Here is a 19008-nt window from a genome sequence, read left to right on the forward strand (position 1 = left end):
TCGGTAGAAGACAAATTGTTGTCTATTTAGTAGCTAACCCTGGTCAATGGTAGAAAGAAGTATAAAATAAATTTTCCCCTAGTAGTGTAACCTACTAGGGGATTTTTTCTATACATAAATATATTTTTTATACTACTAATTTTTATTTTTAAATAAAAAAAAGTAGCATATTTCACGCTACTTTTTTCACATTAATTTTCTTATTTTTTCTACTGAGGCAAAATTGAGGAAGTTTTCCTTATACCAACCCTATAACCCAGTAATAAATTAAAACGAGACAAGCCATAAGCGGAGTTCTGTATTAAGTAATCATCTATCTAGACTTATTGTTGCCAATAAGCTCAAGCGACACACCACGAAACGGAACGGGTCATTCCAAAAATGTTTCTTTCTCGGTCTTGCTCCAAGTGGGGTTTACATAGCCATACTGTCTCCAGTATGCTGGTGAGCTCTTACCTTCGCCTTTCCACCCTTACCAGCTAATAAATTAGACTCATCTAAAAAAAAGATTCTGGCGGTATATCTCTGTTGCACTATCCTTCAAGTCACCTTGACTGGCCGTTAACCAGCACCCTACCCTATGGAGCTCCGACTTTCCTCTCCTAGTTTAAAACTAGCAGCGATTACACGTCTTACTCGCAATTCCTATAATATCATATTTCTCTTCCTATTCAAAGTATTTTTTTGTAAATTTATATATATTTTTTAGACATTTTGTATATTTTTATTTTTTAATCTATAAGTTGCATAATTGTAATTAATAAAGCAACTATTATAATGCCATAAAAACTTGCTCCACTAAATAATAATGTCGTAAATATACCACCACATATACAGCATCTTCCTGGTGTAAACCATTTAAAACAAGCCTTGTTACCTAAATTCCTTTTCATATTCATGAAATTTTTATTGAAATTTCCATAAGGACCCTTTTGCCCTCTTCTTCCCATACACTAATTTTCCTCACTAATTAATTTCTTTATTAGTATATGATTTTTATTTCCTTCTAATTACTATAAAAATTCATATGGATCCTTTGTCTTTTCTGACTTTATAAAAGTAATACCTTTAATTTCTTTAATTGCATTTTTTACTACATCTAAAAATACTAGCCATTCTGTATTGAAATGCCCTGCATCTATTATAGTTAATCCAAGTTCCTTATAATCTAATAAATAATGATAGCTTATATCTCCACTTATAATACAATCTGCACCCATCTCATAAGCTTTTTCAAAATAACTTGAACCACTTCCATTTATAATAGCTATATTTTTTATTTCTCTTTGGCCGATACATCCTTTTATATTTGCAATCTCTAAATTTTTCTTTATAGAACCTATTATCTCCGTAGCTTTAATTGGCTTATCTAGTGATACAAATCTTCCAATTCCTATATTTTCTTCAACACCTTTATCCATAATTATAGATTTATTAAATCCAATCTTATTAACTATTTCTTTATTTATTCCATTTACTGCTGAATCTAAATTTGTATGACTTGAATAAACAGATATATTATTTTTAATTAATTTTATTATTTTATCTCCAAGTAAATCTCCTTGCACAATTCTACTAGGTTTTTTAAATATAAGGGGATGATGAGTTATTATTAACTCACATTTTTTTTCTATAGCTTCATCTATTACATCCATAGTACAATCTAATGCTAAAAGAACTCTTTGCACCTTTCCCTTACTATCTCCTACCATTAATCCTACATTATCAAAACTTTCTTTTATTTCACTAGGTGCAAATTCTTCCATCTTATTTATAATATCATTTATTAAAATATCCATAAATCTTCCTCCTAACAAAAATTCATCATATTATCAATTATATTAATCTTTTCCTCAATCTCTTTTCTTCTTAATTTAGCTGTTTCACTTTCATCAACTATATTGTTTAATATCCTATTTGTTTTTTCTTTTTTAGCTTCTAAAAATTCTTTCATTAAAGAGTTTTTATCTCTAATTAATATTGGACTTATTTCATAATATATTTCCTCAAGTTCTGTTTTCTCTTCAGAGCTTACTTTTACTTTAAATATTTCATAAAAAATCTCTTCATCTAAACATAAATCCTCTTTTAGTATTTCATATCCATTTGTATATAAATATTTTCTTAACACCTCTGGATTTTGAGCTGGAAGTAATATTATTTCAGTATTTTTTATTTTATCTTTGCCTTTTTCTAATATATCTCTAATTAAATTTCCACCCATTCCTGCTATAACTACTGTACTTACTTCATTTGAATCAATTACATCTAATCCATTTCCAAGTCTTACTTCTATACTCTCATCTACACCTTCGAATATTGCATTTAATTTAGCTTTATCTAAAGGATCTTTATTTATATCTGCTGCAATAGCCTTTTTAGCTAATCCTCTTTTTATAGCTTCAATTGGAATATACCCATGATCTGTTCCTACATCTAATAAGCATTCTGTTTCATCAACATTTTCTAATATTTTTTCTAACCTTTTACTTAATTCCATTTCTTACTCCTACGCTTTCTATATTTTGTAATTTATTTCTAAAGTAAAAAAGCACCAAGTTGGTGCTTTTTTTAGTCTAGATAATCTTTAAGCTTTTTACTTCTTGATGGGTGTCTAAGCTTTCTTAAAGCTTTTGCTTCAATCTGTCTTATTCTTTCTCTAGTAACATTAAATTCTTTTCCTACTTCTTCTAATGTTCTAGCTCTTCCATCATCTAAACCAAATCTTAATCTTAAAACTTTTTCTTCTCTTGGAGTTAAAGTATCTAATACATTTATAAGTTGCTCTTTAAGCATTGTAAATGCTGCTGCTTCAGCTGGTGCTGGTGCATCATCATCTGGAATAAAGTCCCCTAAGTGACTGTCTTCTTCTTCACCTATTGGTGTTTCAAGAGATACAGGCTCTTGTGCTATTTTTTGAATCTCTCTAACCTTTTCAACTGGTAGTTCCATTACTTTTGATATTTCTTCAGGGAATGGATCTCTTCCTAATTCTTGAAGTAATTGTCTTTGAACTCTTATAAGTTTATTAATAGTTTCTACCATATGTACAGGTATTCTTATTGTTCTAGCTTGATCTGCAATAGCTCTAGTTATCGCCTGTCTTATCCACCAAGTAGCATATGTTGAGAATTTATATCCTTTTCTATAATCAAACTTTTCAACAGCTTTTATAAGCCCTAAATTTCCTTCTTGAATTAAGTCTAAGAAAAGCATCCCTCTTCCTACATATCTTTTAGCTATACTTACAACAAGTCTAAGATTAGCTTCTGCTAGTTTTTTCTTAGCATACTGACTTCCTTCTTCTATTCTTCTTGCAAGATCAATTTCTTCTTCAGATGATAAAAGAGGTACCTTACCTATTTCTTTTAAATACATTCTAACAGGATCATCTATAGCAATTCCTTCTGGAACCGATAAATCAATTGCCTCTTCCTCTTCTTCTTCCTCTTCTTCCTTTGCTGCTTTAGCAACCTTAGCTCCTGTTACTTCTATTCCCATAGATTCAAGAACCTCATATATTTTCTCTATTTGCTCTGGATTCAATTCAATATTATCTATTTCATCCATTATCTCTTTATAAGATAAAGACCCGCTCTTTTTACCTTTATCTATTAAATTTTTAACAACTGCCATTTTATTATTTTTTTCTTTTTTATCATCTTTTTTCACTTTTGTTTTTTCTACCATATTTGTTGCCTCCTTTCGTTAATACCATATTACCTCATTTTTAAATCATTTATTTTTTTCTGTAGCTCTAAACTTTTAGGTACCAACCTAAAACTTTCTTCACTCATTCCATTTTTCTCATACTCTTTTATATCTATGAGTACTTTTTCATACTCTTCCTCTAGCTTAAATAATTTTATTCTTTTTATATTATCTAAAATTAATCTTTTTCTATCCTTCGCTTCAATTATTTGAAGCTCTTTTATTTTCACCCACTCACTTGAAAGATTTGCATCAGTACAACCACATTCAATGAATAACTCCATATTTTCTACTTCTTTATTCTTCCCTTCAATAATTAAATTAAAGATTTTTTCATTCTCTTTTTTATTAAAATCTTCTGGGAGTATATTTTTTAATATTTCTTCATAAAATTCTGAATTTAACATTAATTTGATAACTGTTCTTTCTGCCTTTAAATAAGCTGGCTCCACATATAATTTTGTTCCATTTTCTTCATTTTTATACATTTTTTCCTTGTTTTCTATGGATATCAAATCATATAATGCCTGTTCCTTAATACCTGTTTCTTCTGAAATTTGTTTTATATGCATTGACTTTTCAATTGGATTTAAATTTCTAATAATATCAGTTACTCTTTTTCCAAACCTTGCAACTGATTGATTATCTTTAAAATTAATATCTTCCTTTGCTCTGTTTATTCTATAAGAAATTAAATTTTCTGCATTTTCTATTAACTTTAAAAATGCTCCTTTTCCATTATTCCTAACAAATTCATCTGGATCTTTTCCCTCTGGAACTTTAAGAACTTTAATATCAAACCCTGCCTCTTTTAAAATTTCTAGCCCTCTAAGAGTTGCTGTTTGACCTGCTACATCTGCATCAAAAGATATTATTACTTTATCTGCATATCTTTTTAAAAGCCTTGCTTGTTTTACCGTCAATGCTGTTCCAAGTGATGCAACTACATTATGAATGCCATACTGATTTAAGCTTATTAAATCCATATAACCTTCTACCATAATAAAGTATCTTTCAGCTACTTTATTTTTTATTGCAAAATTTAAACCATATAGATTAGTTCCCTTTTGAAATATTAGAGTTTCTGGTGAGTTCAAATATTTAGGCTTAGAATCGTCTAAAACTCTTCCTCCAAACCCTATAACTCTTCCTTTATAATCAAAAACTGGAAACATTACTCTATTTCTAAATCTATCATATGTAGTTCCATTTTTTTCACTTTTTAAAATTAATCCTGCTTCTAAAAGAATTTCATCATTAAAACCTTTTTTATTTAAATATCCTTTTAAATTTTGCCAACCTTCTTCAGCATATCCAAGTCCAAACCTTTTTATTGTGGCTTCACTTATTCCTCTTCTTAAAAAGTATTCTTTCTTTTCCTTTTTCTTTTGTAAATTAGCAAAAAAATATCTAGCTGCTTCAACATTTACCTTATATAATAAATCTTTTTTCATATTAACTTTACTATTACTTTTGTCTTCTAATCCAAGTGGTATATTAACCTTTTCAGCTAATATTTTACAAGCATCTACAAAATTAATACTTCTTTGTTTCATTACAAATGTTAATACATTTCCAGCTTCTCCACAGCCAAAACATTTATAAATCTGCTTATCTTGCGAAACACTAAATGATGGTGATTTTTCATGATGAAATGGACATATGCCCATGTAGTTTCTTCCAGATCTTTTTAACTTTACAGTTTCTGAAATAATATCTACAATATCATTTTCATTTTTGATTCTTTCTATTGTTTCTTCTGAAATTCGCAAGGAGCTCCCTCCTTCCTATGCAATTTATTTTTGCAACTCATATATTATTCGACATTTTTCTCTCTTTTCCTTTTTTTATTTTATTTTTTTTCTCTTTTTAATATATTTTTGCTTTAATTTACTTATTCTTCTTTAAATTTAAAATTCCTTCTTTTTTTGTTATAAATTTATCTTTCCTTATTTTAACTATTTTATTCCTATTTTTACTATTTAGTCTAATTTTTTATTATTTTTTTGATTTTATTTTATTATACTTAGCTTTTATGAAAATTTTTTTCTTTTTTCTCCCTCTATTCTTTTATTCTATATTTATCTCTTAATTCCTTTAATTATTACTAGTATTTAGTATTTGCAAAATATTATTTTTTATTATTTTAAATTTATAATTCTACTTCTCTCACTTTATAACATAGAATATAGTAATAATATTATTTAGGAGAAGTATAATGAAAAAAATATTAGACAATACTTCTAATCCCTTTTCTGAAGAAACTATTAGACTAAAAGTTTTATCTCATTATGGACTAGAAGATGCTAAAATATCTGTTATAAAACTAAAGAATACTGAAAAACAAAGAATCGTTTATAAAATTACTTTTAAAAATAGATCTTATTGCTTAAAAAAAGTGTACTATAATGAATCTGACTTACTTTTTGTTTATTCCGCTCTTGAATGGCTATTTAAAAATAACATTAACACCCCAAAATTATTAAGCACTAAAAAAGGAAGTAAATATGTAAATTTAAATAACATGCTTTTTATATTAACACTTTGGATTGATGGAAGTAAATGTAGTTCTAATGAAACCTCTCATATTATTACAGCAGTTCGCCAGCTTTCATATGTTCATAAATGCTCTAAAAACTTTGTTCCTATTAAAGGAAGTTCTAATAGAGAAGGTTTGTCTGATATCTACATAACAACCTTAAAGCATTTTAATCAAATTCTACTTTCTTATAATTCTGCTATAAAAAACAAAGATTTATTTTCCGAAATTTTTCTAGAGTTTTTTGACACTTATTTAGAAATTTCTAAGTTTTCTCTTGAAATCTCTAGTCGTGTTAAAAATTCTAATCTTACAACCTCACTATGTCATGGTGACTATGTAAGTAAAAATTTACTCTTTGATAAACGTGATAATATTTGGTTAATTGACTTAGATAAATGTAAAATTGATTTTTCTATGCAGGATTTTGGATATTTTTTAAGACGCCTTTTAAGACGAGATAGTATTTCTTGGAATGTAGAATTTACTATGAGGTTATTACGAGAATATAATAAAGGTAATCCTATGACCGTAGATGATTTTAGATATTTACTAGCCTACATTTCTTTTCCACAAAAATATTGGAAAATCTCTCGTGATTTCTTTAGAAACAAGCTAAAAGTTAATAAATCTTTAGCTACTACTATGCTTTTAAAAGGGACTGAACAATCTTATTCTCATTTAATTTTCATTAAAACTATCCTATCAAGAATTGAAAATGAATATAATATTAAACTATAAAAACCACCCAAATTTTTGGGTGGTTCCTTTTTATATTATCTTTTATTATTTACCTGTGCTTGTGCCGCTGCAAGTCTTGCAAGTGGTACTCTAAATGGTGAACATGATACATAGTCTAATCCTATATTATGACAGAATTCTACTGATGATGGATCTCCTCCATGCTCTCCACAAATTCCAAGCTTAATATCACTTCTTGTTGCTCTTCCTTTTTCTGCAGCTATTTTTACTAATTTCCCAACACCTGTTTGGTCTAACTTAGCAAATGGATCTTGCTCATATATTTTCTCATCATAATATGATGTTAAGAATTTAGCAGCATCATCTCTTGAAAATCCAAATGTCATTTGTGTTAAATCATTTGTTCCAAATGAGAAAAACTCTGCTTCTTTAGCAATTTCATCTGCTGTTAATGCTGCTCTAGGAATTTCAATCATTGTACCTACTTTATATTCTAATTTTGTTCCTTTTTCAGCCATCACAGCTTCTGCAGTTTTAACTACAACATCTTTAACAAATTTAAGTTCCTTAACTTCTCCTATTAATGGAATCATAATTTCTGGAACTACATTATATCCTCTTTCAACAGTAACAGCTATTGCTGCTTCTATAATAGCTCTAGTTTGCATTTCAGCTATTTCTGGATATGTTACCGCAAGCCTACATCCTCTATGCCCCATCATTGGATTAAATTCGTGCTTATCTTCTACAGCATTTTTAATTTCTTCTACATTCACATCTAATTCTTTAGCTAATGCTATTTTATCTTCTTCGGTATGAGGTAAGAATTCATGTAATGGTGGATCTAAAAGTCTTATTGTTGCCGGCATTCCTTTTAATGCTTCATATATAGCCGTAAAGTCTGCTCTTTGCATTGGAAGTATCTTATCTAATGCTTTTCTTCTATCCTCTTCTGTCTTTGCTATAATCATTTCTCTAACTGCTAGAATTCTATCTTCAGCAAAGAACATATGCTCTGTTCTACAAAGACCTATTCCTTCTGCACCAAATTCTACAGCTTGCTTTGCATCTCTTGGAGTATCTGCATTAGTTCTAACTTTTAATTTTCTAATTTCATCTACCCAAGCCATAAATGTTGCAAAGTGTCCTGTTATTTCTGGAGTTACAGTTTTGATTTTTTCTCCATAAATATTTCCTGATGTTCCATCTATCGAAATAAAATCTTCTGAAGTATAAGTTTTCCCACCTACTTCTAAAGTTTTCTTCTCTTCATTTATTTTAATTTCTCCACATCCCGCTACGCAACAAGTTCCCATTCCTCTTGCAACAACTGCTGCATGAGATGTCATTCCACCTCTTACAGTTAAGATACCTTCTGCTGCAATCATTCCTTCAATATCTTCTGGTGATGTCTCTAATCTAGCTAAAACAACTGCTTCCCCATTTGCTGCTCTTTCTTTTGCTTCTTCAGCAGTAAACGTAATTTTACCACAAGCTGCTCCTGGTGATGCTGGAAGTCCTTTAGCTATTGGTGTAGCTTTTTTTAAATCATCATCATAGAATGCTGGATGTAATAATGTATCTAGTTGCTTTGGTTCAACCTTTAATATAGCTTCTTCTTTAGTCAACATCCCTGATTCTACTAGATCTACAGCTATTTTAAGTGCTGCTGGAGCTGTTCTTTTTCCATTTCTAGTTTGTAAGAAATATAACTTACCTTCTTCAATTGTCATCTCCATATCTTGCATATCTTTGTAATGGTTTTCTAACGTGTTAACTATATCTATAAATTGTTTATAGATTTCTGGATTTTGCTCTTCTAACTTTGATATTGGAAGAGGTGTTCTTATTCCTGCTACAACATCCTCACCTTGTGCATTCATTAAATATTCACCATAAATTTCATTTTCACCATTTGCAGGATTTCTTGAGAATACAACTCCTGTTCCTGATGTTTCTCCTTTATTTCCAAAAACCATTTGTTGAACGTTTACAGCGGTTCCCCACTCGCCCGGTATATCATTTAATCTTCTATATACTCTTGCTCTTGGATTATCCCATGATCTAAATACAGCTGTAACTGACTCTATTAATTGACTTCTTGGGTCTTGTGGGAAATTTTCTCCCTTTTCTTTTTTATATACATCCTTATACTCTTTAACTAACTCCTTTAAATCATCAGCAGTTAAATCAGTATCATCCTCAACTCCTCTTTTTTCTTTCATCTCATCAATTTTATCTTCAAATAATCTTTTTTCAACTCCCATAACTACATCTGAGAACATTTGAATAAATCTTCTGTATGAGTCATATGCAAATCTTGGATTATTTGTAATCTCTGCCATTGCTTCTGCTGCTTCATCATTTAACCCTAAGTTTAATATTGTATCCATCATACCTGGCATTGAAACTCTAGCTCCTGATCTTACTGATACAAGTAAAGGATTCTTTGTACTTCCAAACTCCTTCCCTGTTTCCTCTTCAAGCTCTTTCATGCAATTTTCAATTTCTTCTATTATTGATGGTGCTATTGTTTTTCCATCTTCATAATATTTATTACATGCCTCTGTTGTTACTGTAAATCCTTGTGGAACTGGTATTCCAAGCTGTGTCATAACAGAAAGATTTGCACCCTTTCCTCCTAGAAGATTTTTCATTGCTGCGTTCCCTTCTTTAAAAGGGTATACGTACTTTTTCTCCATCTCAATACTCCTCCGTTCAATACTTAAGTTAATATATATAATGTCGAGGACAATTTTTGTCCTCGCATATATCAAATTTAATTGTTTTTCCCAAGCTTAACGAATAATTTTGTAATATTAGTTTTAGAAACTTTACCCAAAATTTTAAACTGTTCCTTCTCATAAACCATAGTTTTTTCAACAATCGGTATACTATCAATCTCATGATCTATTATCTTTGTAGCTAATACATATGCTGAATCTTCTTTTGATGCACACACAATATTTGGCATTCTTGTCATAATAACACCAACTGGTACTTTATGAATATCTGTTCCTCCTATTGCAATCTTCAAAAAATCTTTTCTTGAAACAGCTCCTGTTAAGAATCCATTATTTTCTACAAATAATGTTCCCACATCATTTAGAAATAAATATACGATTGCATCATATACTGTTGTTTCTTCGCTTACTACAGAAGGTTTTGACATTATCTCGCCAACTTTAATTTCATTTATATATTCATTTACAAGACTACTTTTTGGTTTATCTGAATATACATATCCTACCTTTGGTCTAGCATCTAACGCTCCTATCATAGTTAAAATCGCTAAATCGGCTCTTAATGCAGCCCTAGTAACTCCTAAGCTTTCTGCTAATGATTCACTTGTAATTGGCTGTCTTTCCTTAACTAATCTTATAATCTCTTCTTGCCTTTCTGATAATTTCAAGTTTATCCCTCTTTCTTAATACGAGAATAAATTTTCAGACAATTCAGATTTATTAGAATCTTTAGTACATTATAATTATACCATTTATTCCTTTTTTTTCTATATTAAAATAATCTGATTTCAGCCTATTTTCTTCCATTTACTTCCTTTAGAAGAATTCTTCTCTTTATAGATTCTTTTCTTTTCCATTTACTGTATTTTTCTATTCTTCATCATCAAATTTAACAGTATATGTGTAAACAGCATCATCCCCTGTATATACTTTACTTTTATTGTCACTTTTATTCCTCATATCATTTTTCACATCATTTAGCTTTTCTTTTACATCTACTGCTTTTTTACTTGCTTTTTCTTTAACAGTACTTGCAACTATACTTGCTTTTAAAGCTACTTCATTTGTAACTTTTTTCACATATTTATTAACTACTTCTACACTACCATCACATTTTGTAATCTCTATAGTGACTTTTGTTGCTACTGCTGCTATTACACCAAAAGCTAAAACAGCTGGTAAAACTATGGCTATAACCATTGCAGAGATACCTGCATTAACAGGAAGGTCTGCTATTACTGTTTCCTCTTTTTTGATTTTTATTCTACTCACATTACCTTTTTCTATAATCTCTTTTAACCAACACTTAAAATCATCAACATTATATGCTGTTTTAGAAAGAATATCTTCTTCATCTATTGTATTATTTATTCCCTTTACCCCTTCTTTTTCAAGATTTATTAAGGCTTCTAAAACATCACCATCAGCTTCTACTAAAATTCTTTTAGCTTCTTCATAACTTAAGTTTGCTCTTTCTCTTATTTGATCAACTTTTTCTAATGTAATTTCTTTCATAATCTATCACTCCTTAATATAATTTAACATTTCTAAACTTTTTGGTTTTCTTGAATAATTAGATGATATAAAGTATAAATTCACCTTTTCAATTTCCTTTTTTACATCATCACTTAACTTCATCATATATATTCTACTTGCATCTATTTTATTTAAAAATTTCAATGCTGCATATGCTTCTTTTGATATATTTATAGTGTTATTCCTTGCACATTCACTACAAACTCCACTAAATATTTGCATGTGTATATGTTTTGAACTTCTGATTTTTTTTCTACATATTGCACAATTGTCTAAATTTATTCCATATCCTGTAGCTTTTAATAACTTCAATTCAAATGATCTTATTAAAAGTTCATAATCAATTGCATCAGTATCTAGTAAATATAATGTTTTAACAAACTCTAAATATAAAAAATCATCTTTTTCTCCGTCATTAATACAAATATCAATTAACTCACAAATATATGATGCATAAGTTAATTTATCTAAATTATTCATTAGCCCTTTAAAAGAATTTATTATTTTACCTTCTTGAAGATTATACATATTTTTTCCTTTAAAAAGCATATAATCGCCATAGCACAAACTTCCTGTTACTGAAAATAACTTATTTTTACTTTTCTTAGCACCCTTTGCTATAGCTGTTATTTTTCCAAAATCTTTTGTATATATCCAAACTATTTTATCATTTTCTTTGTAATCAGTAGATTTTATAATTACACCACTTGTTTTAATTAGAGACATTTTATCACCTATATTACTTTAGATTTTTATATCCAAGCTCTTTAAGTAAATTATTGTTATCTCTCCACTCTTTTCTTACTTTAACCCAAAGTTTTAACATAACCTTAGTTCCTAAAAATCTTTCTAATTCATATCTTGCTGTTTCTCCAATCTTTTTAAGAACAACTCCATTTTTCCCAATTATTATTCCTTTATGTGAATCTTTTTCACATATAATATCAGCTTCAATATGATATGTTCCTTTTTCACTTTTTTTCATTCTTATTATATCTACAGCTATTCCATGAGGAACTTCATCTCTTAAGCATCTTAATGCTTTTTCTCTTATTATTTCTGCTACAACAAATCTCTCTTGAACATCTGTTATCATATCTTCTGGATAATATTTTGGCCCTTCTGGTAACTTTTCAGCCATTAGGTTAAGTAATTTATCAACATTTTTTCCTTTTGAAGCTGAGATTGGTACAATTTCAGCAAATGGAAATGCATCAGAATATTTTACTAATGTTTCTGCAACTTTATCTTGAGTAAATTCATCAATTTTATTTAAAACTAAAAATACTGGACATTTTTTTCCTTTTAAATTTTCTAAAATAAAATTATCTCCTTTTCCAAGTTCTCCATCTGGATTAGTTACAAAAAGAATTAAATCAACATCTTTTGTTGAATCCTTTGCTGAGTTTACCATATATTCGCCTAACTTATGTTTTGGCTTATGAATACCTGGTGTATCTACGAATACCATTTGATATTCATCTGTAGTTTTTATTGTTTGTATATTATTTCTTGTTGTCTGTGGTTTATTAGATACAATAGATAGCTTCTCTCCCATTATATAGTTCATTAATGTTGATTTTCCTACATTTGGTCTTCCTACTATTGATACAAATCCTGATTTAAACATTTTTCCTCCTATTTAAGATCCCTCTTAGTAAAACTTCCTGGCATTATTTCTTCAAATGTTTTTACTAAATAATCTTTTTCGTTTTTTATTATATAAATTTTTATATCTTTTGTGTCTATAAATTCACTCATCACTTGTCTACACATTCCACATGGATATGTGTATGATTTTGTATCTCCTATTACTGCTAGTGCCTTAATAGATCTATTTCCTTTAGCTACTCCATTAAAAATTGCTACTCTTTCAGCACACATAGTTGCACCATAAGATGCATTCTCTACATTGCTTCCTGTATAAATATTTCCATCTTCAAATAATACAGCAGAACCTACTTTAAAATTTGAATATGGACAATATGCATTTTCCCTAGCTTTAATTGCTTCCCTTATAAGTTTTTTTTCCATCTTAAAACCCTCCCTTTATTCTTAAGTATAAACTATTTTGTTTATTGTGCATAATATTATATCATTAAACAACACTTATTATATAGATTTTATTTAATTATCTTAAAATTATAAAAATAAAAGTTGTTATTAGCATACCAAATAATGCTCCTACTACTACCTCAAATAATGAATGAACTTCTGAATCCACCCTACTTTGAGCAGTTATTAATGCCATTAAAAAACTTAAAAATATACAAATCGGCTCTTTTGTTATAAATGAAATAGCTGTGGCAATAGAAAATGCTAATGCACTATGTCCACTTGGCATTCCTCCTTTAAGAGGTGTTCCTTCTCCAAATATAGCTTTTGCAATTATAGTTGCTATAGATACTATAGCTAATAATATGAATATAATATGAGGTTCTGAATTTTTTATTTTATCTAATACTACATATGAAAAATGACTTAATTTATCGCCAAAAATTATATATCCAACTAAAACTGCATTTAATGCCGTTATAACAACAGCACCTGCTGCCACATTCTTAGCTATTTTAGCTAAGGGATGATAATAGTTTGTATTCATATCTACTACAGCCTCAATTGCCGTATTAAAAAGTTCTGCCCCAATAACCATAACTATTGTTATTGATAAAATTAAAATCTCTGTCTTAGATATATCAAAAACTAAACATAAAACTAAAACGATTAATGTTACAACCATATGAATTCTCATATTTCTTTGAGTTCTTACCGTATAAATAATTCCATCTATAGCATAATTAAAACTATCTAAAACCTTTTTTAATTTCATGTCTAATACCACCTAACCTTTATCTATTAATATTTAGCTTCTCTAAAATTTCCTCTTCTCTTTTTCTCATCTTCTTTTTATCTTCTTCAATCATATGGTCATACCCTAATAAATGTAATACTGAATGTACAACTAAATAAAAACTTTCTCTTTCAAAAGAATGATTATATTCTTTTGATTGTTCTAAAGCCTTTTCTAAAGATAAAACAATATCTCCTAAAACTAATTCCTCTCCATCTAAGTATGTTTCGTCAAAGTCGTTTCCTTTATACACTTCTTTAAATACTTTTTTATCATCATAATCAAGCATTGGAAATGAAAGCACATCTGTTTGTTTATCTATATTTCTTGTTTCTTTATTTATTTCTTTTATTTCTAGATTATCTACAAAAACTAATGATATTTCACATTCCTTATCAACTTCTTCTTCTCTTAATGCAAATAAAATAACTTCCTCCATATCTTTTACAAACTTATCGTCCACCTTAATTTTATCTTGTCTGTCATCTAAATATATCATTTATTTAATCTCCTTTATTTATATGTTAAAAGGGAAAGTTTAAAACCTCCCCCTCTCACTTTATTTTTTAACTTTTTCTGTTGGATACTCAATTCTTTGATGATAAATTCCATTTAGAGCCTTTAGAAAAGATTTTCTTATCTTTTCTAAATCTTTTAAGGTTAAATCACAATTGTCAAGTTGCCCTGAATAAAGTTTATCTTTTATTATGTTATTAACCATTTCTTCAATTTTCTCTTTACTTGGCTCACTAATAGAGCGTACAGCGGCTTCTACACTATCTGCAATCATTAATATTCCAGCTTCTTTGCTACTCGGTATAGGTCCTGGATATCTAAAGTCTTCTTCTTTTATATCATCTGGATTTTCTGCTTCATTTTTCATTGTATAATAAAAATATTTTACAAGTGTTGTTCCATGATGTTGTACTATCATGTCTTGAATAACTTCAGGTAGTTTATGTTCACGAGCAAGCTCTAACCCATCTTTCACATGGGATATTATAATTAATGTACTTAAATTTGGACTTATCTTATCATGAGGATTTTCTTTTCCCATTTGATTTTCCTTAAAGAAATATGGTCTAACTGTTTTTCCTACATCATGATAATATGCTCCAACTCTTGCAATTACTGGATTTGCATTTATATCTTCTGCTGCCATTTCAGCTAAATTTGCAACTAACATACTATGATGATACGTACCTGGCGCCTCCATTAAAATTTTCTTTAACAATGGACTATTTGGGTTCGAAAGTTCTAATAATTTTAAATTTGTTACTATATCAAAGCCTGATTCAAAGAATGGTAAAACTCCAATAGCTAAAATAGCTGAAAAAATCACTCCAATTCCTGCTGCTAAACTTAATATAATAATTTCACTGAAATTATTTGATAATAAAAATCCTGTTGAAAATGTTAACACTATACTCATTAATGTTAGTCCTATACTAGAATATAAAATGTCATTCCTTTGTTGCATTTTCTTAAGAGATGTTGCTCCTATTATTGCATTTAAAATTCCAAGCATTATTATTTGTGGATTAAAACCTACAATTCCTGCTATAAGTAACACATCTAAACTAGATACTACTATAGAAACTCTATAATCAACTAATAATGTAAGAAGTATCGGTGCACAAGCTAATGGAATTGCAAAAGGTGAAATAACACTAACAACTCTTGCAATGATAATTGTTAAAATACTAATTATATTAATCATTATTAATATTTTAATATTGTTAAACTGTTTTTTATAATTTTTGTATATATAAAAATGTTTTATAAACATAACACTAGCTACAAATAGTGCTAATACAGCATATAATATAATAATACTAAAACCACCACTTTGATCTATAAGTCCTAAATCTTTAAGTACTGATATTTGTTCTGCTGTTATAGGTTCCCCTTCAGTAACTATTGTTTGATTTTTCTTTATTATTACTTTTGATACTGCTTTTTCTGCTTCCTGAATTGCTTCATTTGTTTTTGCTTCATCATAAAAAAAGTTAGGTTCAATTTTAGGAATTATCATTTGCCTCAATACATTTTTAATATTACTGTTTACATCTAACTCATTTATCTTCTCTTCTGCAAGCTCTATTGCATTATCTACACTAGCTGGATTTCCTTTAGCTATATTAGTTGCATAAGCTGCATCAACTATATTTTTCACATCAAATTTCAAATCATTTAATTGAGATTCTGATAAGTTAAGCAATGTTTTATAATTAGCATCTGTTAAATTAGAATCTTTTATTCCATCTAATTCTTTTAATTGTTCATTAATACCCTCTACATTTTTACTAACATCTTGAACTTTATTTAAAATAGCTAAAATACTATCTTCTACCTGCGGTTCAATTTCACTTTTTAATGTATACTGCTTATCAACACTTTTAGCAGCTTCTTCTTCCTTCTTTTTTGTTGCTATTTGATCTATTGTATCTCTTGGTGCTTTAATTGTAACTCTGGCTATATCACCTTCTTTTAAGTCATATTCTTTTGGTGCTATAGCCGTTATAAGTATTACATAGATAACCACAAAACTCACTATATACATTAAAAACCTGGCTCTATTTTTTTTTATATCTATATTCAATTTTATTTTTTTTCTCAAGTTCCCACCTTCTCATCATAATGCTAAAATTACCTATTTGCAATATTTTGCTCAACAGTAAATTCTACTATTATTTTTATTTTTCCGCCTTCTAATTCAAAAGCATCTACTTTTGTATTTATTATTTTTGCATCTATCGGGAGTTCTTTCTCTAATAAAGATTTCAAATTCTGACTTATATTCTTTATAATTTCATTTTTATCTTTTTTTACAGTTTCAATCTTTTTTTCATAATAAATTTTTTTATTAAAAAACCCATTTTCTTCTTCTATTTTATCATATTTCTCAAAAGAATTAGAGAATTTTTTCAAATAAATTTTCTTTCCAAGAATATTTAAGTAATATTCTTTCTCACTATTTTCACCTCGTACTTCTTCATCCCCATCCATATTCACGATAATTTCCTTTGTATAAAATGTGTTTGCAATTACTTTACCAATAGCCTTACTTTCAATAACTTCTCCATTCCCTTCTATATATCCTTCTATAAGTACATCTCCCTCTCGTACAATATCTCCAGCCTTTACAAGTGCTGTTCCCTTTTCTGAGTACACCCTTTTAATTTCCCCACCTATTTTAGCATATACATCCCCTTCATTCTCTTCTATATTTACTGGCGGGTTTACCTTCTCTTTCACTATAACCCTTAATGTAGATCCTTCTATACGTACTCTACTCCAAAGTACATCTTCCGATTTATCTTCTATACTTTTTTCTATTTCATATACATCAATTTTTGATTTTAACATCCCTTGTTCTACACCAAGTTCTAAAAGAATTTCTCTTATTTCAAATGGAGATAGTTTTTTTTCTGTCTCTACATCAATTGCCCAAATAAAGTTAGATAACGAAAATAATATTAAAAAGAAGACTCCACCTCCTATTAATAAACCAATACGCTTTTTTATTCGTTTAATTTTTATTATGTTTCCCTTTTCTTCTATTACTGTTACTTTTCCACCATATCTTTTTACTATCTTATATAAATCCTTATACTCTTCATAAAATGTTTCAAATGATAATAGTGCCTTATTCACTTTTCTCACTTTGCTTACATGTATTTTATTTTGTATACAGGCATTTAAAATTTCTTCTCCCTTTAACGTGTTAATTTCTACTCTAATTATATATTTTATGCCCCTATTCTTTCTCATCATAAATTTCTCCATAATATATACTCATAAATTTTCCACTAACTATTATCGTCTCTTCTTCTATATATAAAAGTTCAAAATCATTTCCTTTTATTGTTAATCCGCCTATACTTGTATTCAAAATAATCTTTTCATTATCAAAAATCTTTATTCCCTTATGATTTTCTATTTTCACTTCTTCTTTCCCTATTATTATTATTTTTGGCTCTCCAGTTGCTACTTGTCTTGGCATATTCATTTTTTTTAGAATTTCATTTTTTTTATTTTTTATTTTATTATCCATAATTTCTCCTTTAATAGTTCTATCATAGTACTCTATGTTTTTAAATTTAAAATTATGAATTTTTCTTACAAACAAAAAAGGATGTCTAATAAGACATCCTTTAAATAACAAAGAAGGTTCTACCGAACCTTCTATTGCTATTTATTACTTAAATAATCTTTAACTATTTGACTGACAAGTTTGCCATCAGCCTTCCCTAAAGTTTTAGGTCTCACTAATGCCATTACTTTACCCATGTCTTTCATGCAACTTGCACCCGCTTCATCTGCTGAGTCTTTGACTATTTGTAATATTTCTTGTTCGCTTAATTGCTGAGGAAGGTAATTTAGCAAGATTTTAATTTCTTCATTAGTAGAATCAACTAAATCCTGTCTATTACCTTTTTCGAACTCAACCACTGACTCTCGTCTTTGCTTGACTTCTCTAGCTAAAATTTCAATAGCTTTTGCATCATCAACTACAGTTCCATCAGTTTTTTCAACTAATAGTATCGCTGCTTTTGCACTACTTAAAACATTAGCTTTAAATTTCTCTTTTGCCTTTAAAGCATTTTTCCAATCATCTTGAAGTCTGATTTTTATTTCTGGCATCTATTTCATACCTTCTTTCAAAAAGAAATCCTATTTGAATTTTCTCTTTCTAGCAGCTTCTGATTTCTTTTTCTTTTTTACACTTGGCTTTTCGTAGTGTTCTCTTTTTCTTACTTCTGTAAGAACTCCAGCTCTAGCGCATTTTCTTTTAAATCTTCTTAATGCACTCTCAAGAGTTTCGTTTTCTCCAACTTTTATTTCTGACATTCATTATCCCTCCCTCCGCTAGCTTAAATTAATAAATTCAACTCAGCTACGGGCTTAATAACACACGCTAA

Annotated in this window: 19 protein-coding genes and 1 other RNA gene; 1 reads left to right on the plus strand and 19 read right to left on the minus strand. The window is 28.7% G+C overall.

Annotated elements, in window-relative coordinates; genetic code table 11:
* Positions 1-269 precede the first annotated feature (269 nt).
* From rnpB to dnaG, 6 genes are all read right to left on the minus strand, one after another.
* An RNA gene (gene rnpB / locus ACRDDY_RS09145) (RNase P RNA component class A) lies at positions 270-639 on the minus strand.
* Between the two features lie 92 nt (positions 640-731).
* On the minus strand, positions 732-950 hold the full coding sequence (locus tag ACRDDY_RS09150; RefSeq protein ID WP_438564647.1) for a hypothetical protein: 219 nt from the start codon (positions 948-950) through the stop codon (positions 732-734).
* Between the two features lie 63 nt (positions 951-1013).
* Entirely contained in the window at positions 1014-1799 is a 786-nt protein-coding gene (locus ACRDDY_RS09155) for a Nif3-like dinuclear metal center hexameric protein (RefSeq protein WP_438564648.1), read from the minus strand.
* 11 nt (positions 1800-1810) lie between these two features.
* Positions 1811-2500, minus strand: coding sequence for a tRNA (adenine(22)-N(1))-methyltransferase (locus tag ACRDDY_RS09160; protein WP_438564649.1), 690 nt, complete (start codon positions 2498-2500; stop codon positions 1811-1813).
* A 71-nt stretch (positions 2501-2571) separates the two neighbouring features.
* On the minus strand, positions 2572-3690 hold the full coding sequence (gene rpoD / locus ACRDDY_RS09165; protein WP_438564650.1) for an RNA polymerase sigma factor RpoD: 1119 nt from the start codon (positions 3688-3690) through the stop codon (positions 2572-2574).
* Between the two features lie 29 nt (positions 3691-3719).
* Positions 3720-5483, minus strand: a complete 1764-nt coding sequence (gene dnaG, locus ACRDDY_RS09170; protein WP_438564651.1) for a DNA primase — start codon at positions 5481-5483, stop codon at positions 3720-3722.
* A 446-nt stretch (positions 5484-5929) separates the two neighbouring features.
* On the opposite strand from dnaG, the gene ACRDDY_RS09175 reads away from it, so the two are divergent.
* Positions 5930-6991, plus strand: a complete 1062-nt coding sequence (locus ACRDDY_RS09175) for a CotS family spore coat protein (RefSeq protein ID WP_438564652.1) — start codon at positions 5930-5932, stop codon at positions 6989-6991.
* A 35-nt stretch (positions 6992-7026) separates the two neighbouring features.
* Here the strand turns inward: ACRDDY_RS09175 and ppdK are convergent, their stop codons facing one another.
* The 13 genes from ppdK to rpsU all read right to left on the minus strand — a co-directional run bounded on the left by ppdK (position 7027) and on the right by rpsU (position 18937).
* Positions 7027-9654, minus strand: coding sequence for a pyruvate, phosphate dikinase (gene ppdK, locus ACRDDY_RS09180; RefSeq protein WP_438564653.1), 2628 nt, complete (start codon positions 9652-9654; stop codon positions 7027-7029).
* 77 nt (positions 9655-9731) lie between these two features.
* Positions 9732-10364, minus strand: coding sequence for a helix-turn-helix transcriptional regulator (locus tag ACRDDY_RS09185; protein ID WP_438564654.1), 633 nt, complete (start codon positions 10362-10364; stop codon positions 9732-9734).
* A 202-nt stretch (positions 10365-10566) separates the two neighbouring features.
* On the minus strand, positions 10567-11211 hold the full coding sequence (locus ACRDDY_RS09190) for a DUF4342 domain-containing protein (RefSeq protein WP_438564655.1): 645 nt from the start codon (positions 11209-11211) through the stop codon (positions 10567-10569).
* Positions 11212-11217: 6 nt separating this feature from the next.
* Entirely contained in the window at positions 11218-11958 is a 741-nt protein-coding gene (gene recO, locus ACRDDY_RS09195; RefSeq protein WP_438564656.1) for a DNA repair protein RecO, read from the minus strand.
* Between the two features lie 13 nt (positions 11959-11971).
* The gene (gene era / locus ACRDDY_RS09200; RefSeq protein ID WP_438564657.1) at positions 11972-12862 is read right to left on the minus strand and encodes a GTPase Era; all 891 of its coding nucleotides are present in this window, start codon (positions 12860-12862) and stop codon (positions 11972-11974) included.
* An 8-nt stretch (positions 12863-12870) separates the two neighbouring features.
* Positions 12871-13266 carry a cytidine deaminase gene (locus ACRDDY_RS09205; RefSeq protein WP_438564658.1) on the minus strand — a complete coding sequence of 132 codons (396 nt, stop codon included), beginning with the start codon at positions 13264-13266 and terminating at the stop codon, positions 12871-12873.
* Positions 13267-13363: 97 nt separating this feature from the next.
* Positions 13364-14062: a diacylglycerol kinase gene (locus ACRDDY_RS09210; RefSeq protein WP_438564659.1), complete on the minus strand. Its 699-nt coding sequence runs from the start codon at positions 14060-14062 to the stop codon at positions 13364-13366.
* Positions 14063-14081: 19 nt separating this feature from the next.
* Complete coding sequence (gene ybeY / locus ACRDDY_RS09215) at positions 14082-14582, minus strand: rRNA maturation RNase YbeY (protein ID WP_438564660.1); 501 nt, start codon at positions 14580-14582, stop codon at positions 14082-14084.
* Between the two features lie 60 nt (positions 14583-14642).
* The gene (locus ACRDDY_RS09220) at positions 14643-16703 is read right to left on the minus strand and encodes an HD family phosphohydrolase (protein ID WP_438564661.1); all 2061 of its coding nucleotides are present in this window, start codon (positions 16701-16703) and stop codon (positions 14643-14645) included.
* Positions 16704-16732: 29 nt separating this feature from the next.
* Entirely contained in the window at positions 16733-17857 is a 1125-nt protein-coding gene (gene yqfD, locus ACRDDY_RS09225; RefSeq protein ID WP_438564662.1) for a sporulation protein YqfD, read from the minus strand.
* Complete coding sequence (locus ACRDDY_RS09230; protein ID WP_438564663.1) at positions 17844-18140, minus strand: YabP/YqfC family sporulation protein; 297 nt, start codon at positions 18138-18140, stop codon at positions 17844-17846. Before ACRDDY_RS09230 ends, yqfD begins: the two co-directional genes overlap by 14 nt.
* Positions 18141-18277: 137 nt before the next feature.
* A complete protein-coding gene (locus ACRDDY_RS09235) occupies positions 18278-18730 on the minus strand; it encodes a GatB/YqeY domain-containing protein (RefSeq protein WP_438564664.1) in 453 nt (150 codons plus the stop codon).
* A gap of 30 nt (positions 18731-18760) precedes the next feature.
* Positions 18761-18937 carry a 30S ribosomal protein S21 gene (gene rpsU, locus ACRDDY_RS09240; RefSeq protein WP_002597939.1) on the minus strand — a complete coding sequence of 59 codons (177 nt, stop codon included), beginning with the start codon at positions 18935-18937 and terminating at the stop codon, positions 18761-18763.
* Positions 18938-19008 lie beyond the last annotated feature (71 nt).

The organism is Clostridium sp., assembly GCF_051656525.1.
GTDB lineage: Bacteria > Bacillota > Clostridia > Clostridiales > Clostridiaceae > Clostridium.

Bases quoted from the DNA above. Each gene is read 5' to 3' on its own strand.
- ACRDDY_RS09150 (WP_438564647.1), bottom strand. From the start codon at position 950: ATGGGAAGAAGAGGGCAAAAGGGTCCTTATGGAAATTTCAATAAAAAT.
- ACRDDY_RS09155 (WP_438564648.1), bottom strand. From the start codon at position 1,799: ATGGATATTTTAATAAATGATATTATAAATAAGATGGAAGAATTTGCA.
- ACRDDY_RS09160 (WP_438564649.1), bottom strand. From the start codon at position 2,500: ATGGAATTAAGTAAAAGGTTAGAAAAAATATTAGAAAATGTTGATGAA.
- rpoD (WP_438564650.1), bottom strand. From the start codon at position 3,690: ATGGTAGAAAAAACAAAAGTGAAAAAAGATGATAAAAAAGAAAAAAAT.
- ACRDDY_RS09175 (WP_438564652.1), top strand. From the start codon at position 5,930: ATGAAAAAAATATTAGACAATACTTCTAATCCCTTTTCTGAAGAAACT.
- ppdK (WP_438564653.1), bottom strand. From the start codon at position 9,654: ATGGAGAAAAAGTACGTATACCCTTTTAAAGAAGGGAACGCAGCAATG.
- ACRDDY_RS09190 (WP_438564655.1), bottom strand. From the start codon at position 11,211: ATGAAAGAAATTACATTAGAAAAAGTTGATCAAATAAGAGAAAGAGCA.
- recO (WP_438564656.1), bottom strand. From the start codon at position 11,958: ATGTCTCTAATTAAAACAAGTGGTGTAATTATAAAATCTACTGATTAC.
- era (WP_438564657.1), bottom strand. From the start codon at position 12,862: ATGTTTAAATCAGGATTTGTATCAATAGTAGGAAGACCAAATGTAGGA.
- ACRDDY_RS09205 (WP_438564658.1), bottom strand. From the start codon at position 13,266: ATGGAAAAAAAACTTATAAGGGAAGCAATTAAAGCTAGGGAAAATGCA.
- ACRDDY_RS09210 (WP_438564659.1), bottom strand. From the start codon at position 14,062: ATGAAATTAAAAAAGGTTTTAGATAGTTTTAATTATGCTATAGATGGA.
- ybeY (WP_438564660.1), bottom strand. From the start codon at position 14,582: ATGATATATTTAGATGACAGACAAGATAAAATTAAGGTGGACGATAAG.
- yqfD (WP_438564662.1), bottom strand. From the start codon at position 17,857: ATGAGAAAGAATAGGGGCATAAAATATATAATTAGAGTAGAAATTAAC.
- ACRDDY_RS09230 (WP_438564663.1), bottom strand. From the start codon at position 18,140: ATGGATAATAAAATAAAAAATAAAAAAAATGAAATTCTAAAAAAAATG.
- ACRDDY_RS09235 (WP_438564664.1), bottom strand. From the start codon at position 18,730: ATGCCAGAAATAAAAATCAGACTTCAAGATGATTGGAAAAATGCTTTA.
- rpsU (WP_002597939.1), bottom strand. From the start codon at position 18,937: ATGTCAGAAATAAAAGTTGGAGAAAACGAAACTCTTGAGAGTGCATTA.